Annotated in this window: 2 protein-coding genes and 1 pseudogene; 2 read left to right on the top strand and 1 reads right to left on the bottom strand. The window is 63.7% G+C overall.

Annotated elements, in window-relative coordinates:
• Positions 1-162: 162 nt before the first annotated feature.
• Positions 163-1086, bottom strand: a pseudogene (locus EN893_RS27730) (LysR family transcriptional regulator); the annotation flags it as partial.
• Between the two features lie 115 nt (positions 1087-1201).
• Here EN893_RS27730 and EN893_RS27725 point away from each other — a divergent pair.
• Positions 1202-1738 (top strand): nuclear transport factor 2 family protein, encoded by a 537-nt coding sequence (locus EN893_RS27725; RefSeq protein ID WP_127270206.1) that lies wholly within the window; start codon positions 1202-1204, stop codon positions 1736-1738.
• Between the two features lie 27 nt (positions 1739-1765).
• On the top strand, positions 1766-2755 hold a 990-nt coding region (locus EN893_RS27720; RefSeq protein WP_164901160.1), incomplete at its 3' end, for an aldo/keto reductase.

The raw sequence follows: 2755 nt of genomic DNA, 5'->3' as shown, positions 1-2755 counted from the left end.
TCACACAAGAAATCGGCCGGACACCCTCGCGAGCGCCCGGCCAAGATCACCGCCTACCTGCGCTTTGCGCTGGGCGAGGGCATCGAGAAGGAAGAGACCGATTTCGCCGCGGAAGTCGCTGCAGCGGTCAAGAAGTAAGCTGCCAAGCAGCTTTTCGGCTCCGGCAACTCGGCCGGGCGCTCGCGAGGGTGTCCGGCCGATTTCTTGTGTGACGTCGACAAAGGCGCGCAGCTTCGGTGCCATTGCCGCCCGGCGCGGAAAGTAGAGAAACAGGCCTGGTTCCTCGATTGCCGACTGCGGCAACACCTGGACAAGCCGACCAGCGGCCAGGTCGGCGCGCACCAGCGGCTCGAACACATAGGCCAGTCCCATTCCCGACAGCGCCAGGTCGATCGCGGCAAGCGAATCGGTGACGATGGCGGTGCCGCGCGTTTCCACGGCCACGTCCTTGCCGTCCTCCGTCAAATCCCAACGATAGACCGCGCCGGATCGCACCAGACGGTAGCCGATGCAATTGTGGGCGGCGAGATCGGCCAGGCTGTGCGGGCGGCCATGCCGGCCGATATAGGCTGGTGACGCTACGATGATCACCTGGAATGGCGGGGTCATCCGGATCGCGATCATGTCCTGCGCGATCATTTCGCCAAGTCTGATGCCGGCGTCAAAGCCTTCGCTGACGATATCGACCAATCCTTCATTGGCAAAGATTTCCACTGTCACATCCGGATAGCGCTCGGCCATGGCCGTCACCACCGGCGTCACCGCCATCGGGACGGCGATATGTGATACATTGATTCTGAGCAGTCCCGCCGGGCGACCCTTGATGCCGCGGATACGCTCCATCCGCTCGGCGATATCCTGCAGCGCGGGCTCGGCCGTCGCGACAAGCGCCTGACCGGCCTCGGTCAGCGATACGCTGCGGGTCGTGCGGGCAAAGAGCGGCTGGCCGATGCGCTCCTCCACAAGGCGTACAGCGTGGCTGACCGCCGAAGGGCTCATGCCGAGTTCGGCAGCGGCAAGCGCAAAGCCGCCTCGCCGCGCCACGGCGACGATAACGGGAAGGTGGCTGAGCAGGTCGCGATCCATTCATGCATAATATCGCATAGTCCATGCGAATAATGCAATCTTTTCGATGCCGGCCTGTTGGCCCACATTGTCGCCAGCAAACCGGCGACGGGCCGATGCGCAAAGGAGAAGAGACATGAATGCATTGAGGTATGCCACCTTCGCGGCGGGTATCGCGCTGGCGCCGGTCGATGCCGGCGGAGCCGAATCGTCCCCTGAAATCACGCTCGCCGATGAGCGCGCCGTCATACGCATCGCCGATGCCATCGACCGCGCGGTCGATGCCCAGGATTGGCGGCTCGCCCGTAGTTACTTCGCCGACCGCGTCACCGTCGACTTCAGCAGCCTGAGTGGGCAGCCTGCGGCCACCATCGCGTCGGACGACCTGATCGGGACCTGGGCCGCCAACCTCAGGGGCAACAAGACCAGCCTGCACCTGCGCACCAACCATCAGGTCGCCATCGACGGCGACGCCGCGACTGTCTCCTCCAACGGCTACGCCTGGAACCGGATGGAAGGCAATGGCGAACCGCTATGGGAAGTCTGGGGCACCTACGAACACCACCTGACCCGTTCGGGAGCCGACTGGAGCGTGGACGGCTTCACATTCCGCATGACGCATGAACGCGGCAACCCGTGGGTCAAGACGACCCCCGGACAGGATCGGCATTGAAGATTGGATCAGGATCGGAGCGACATCATGACCATGCCCTTCTACACCCTTGGCAGCAGCGGGCTTCGTGTCACCCGGCTGGCGCTCGGAACCATGACCTTCGGCACCGAATGGGGCTGGGGCGCCGACAAGGAGACGGCCCGCGCCCTGGTCGATGCCTATGTCGAGGCAGGCGGCAATTTCTTCGATACGGCCGATGCCTATACCGGCGGCACCTCCGAGACCTGGCTTGGCGAGTTCATAGCCGAACGCGGTCTGCGCGACAGAGCGGTGATCAGCACCAAGTTCAGCATGAATCTGGAGCAGGGCAATCCGAATGCCGGCGGCAACGGCCGCAAGAACATCATCCGCGCCGTCGAAGGCTCGCTGAAGCGGCTCGGCACCGATTATATCGACCTCTATGTCCTGCATGCCTGGGACAGGCTGACTTCACCGGAAGAGGTGATGCGAACGCTGGACGATCTGGTGCGCGCCGGAAAGATTCGCCATGTCGGTCTCTCCGACGTCCCCGCCTGGTACGCGAGCAGGGCGCAGTCCATCGCTGAGCAGCGCGGCTATGAACCGGTTTCGGCGCTGCAGCTCGAATATTCGTTGGTCGAGCGCAACATAGAGCATGAATTCGTGCCTTTCGGCACGCGCTATGGCGCCGGCATCATGGTCTGGAGCCCGCTGGCCAGCGGCTTGCTGAGCGGCAAATATCGTTCAGACACAATCAGCAACGCCGGCGGCAGGCTGGAGGCGATGCGCGGTTCGACCAATCCCGGCTTCCAGAAGTTCACCGACCGCAACTGGGCAATCGTTGCCGAACTGGAAAAGGCCGCCGGCGAGCTTGGCCGCGGCATGGCCCAAATCGCCTTGAACTGGGCGGCAACGCGGCCCGGTGTCGCTTCGGTGATCATCGGTGCGACGAGGCTCGATCAGCTCAGGGACAATCTCGGCGCGCTCGATTTCGAGATCCCCCAAGAGCTCCTGGCAAGGCTCGACGCAGTCAGCCTGCCGGTCACGCCGTTCCCGTAC

This window comes from Mesorhizobium sp. M7A.F.Ca.CA.004.04.2.1 (genome assembly GCF_004022825.1).
In the GTDB taxonomy this organism is placed as follows: Bacteria; Pseudomonadota; Alphaproteobacteria; order Rhizobiales; family Rhizobiaceae; genus Mesorhizobium.
The sequence above is the reverse complement of the archived record's forward strand: the minus strand, read 5'-3'. Positions and strand labels throughout refer to the sequence as shown.

What these genes read in the sequence shown, in the direction of transcription:
- EN893_RS27725 (WP_127270206.1), top strand. Translation starts at nt 1,202, where the DNA reads ATGAATGCATTGAGGTATGCCACCTTCGCGGCGGGTATCGCGCTGGCG.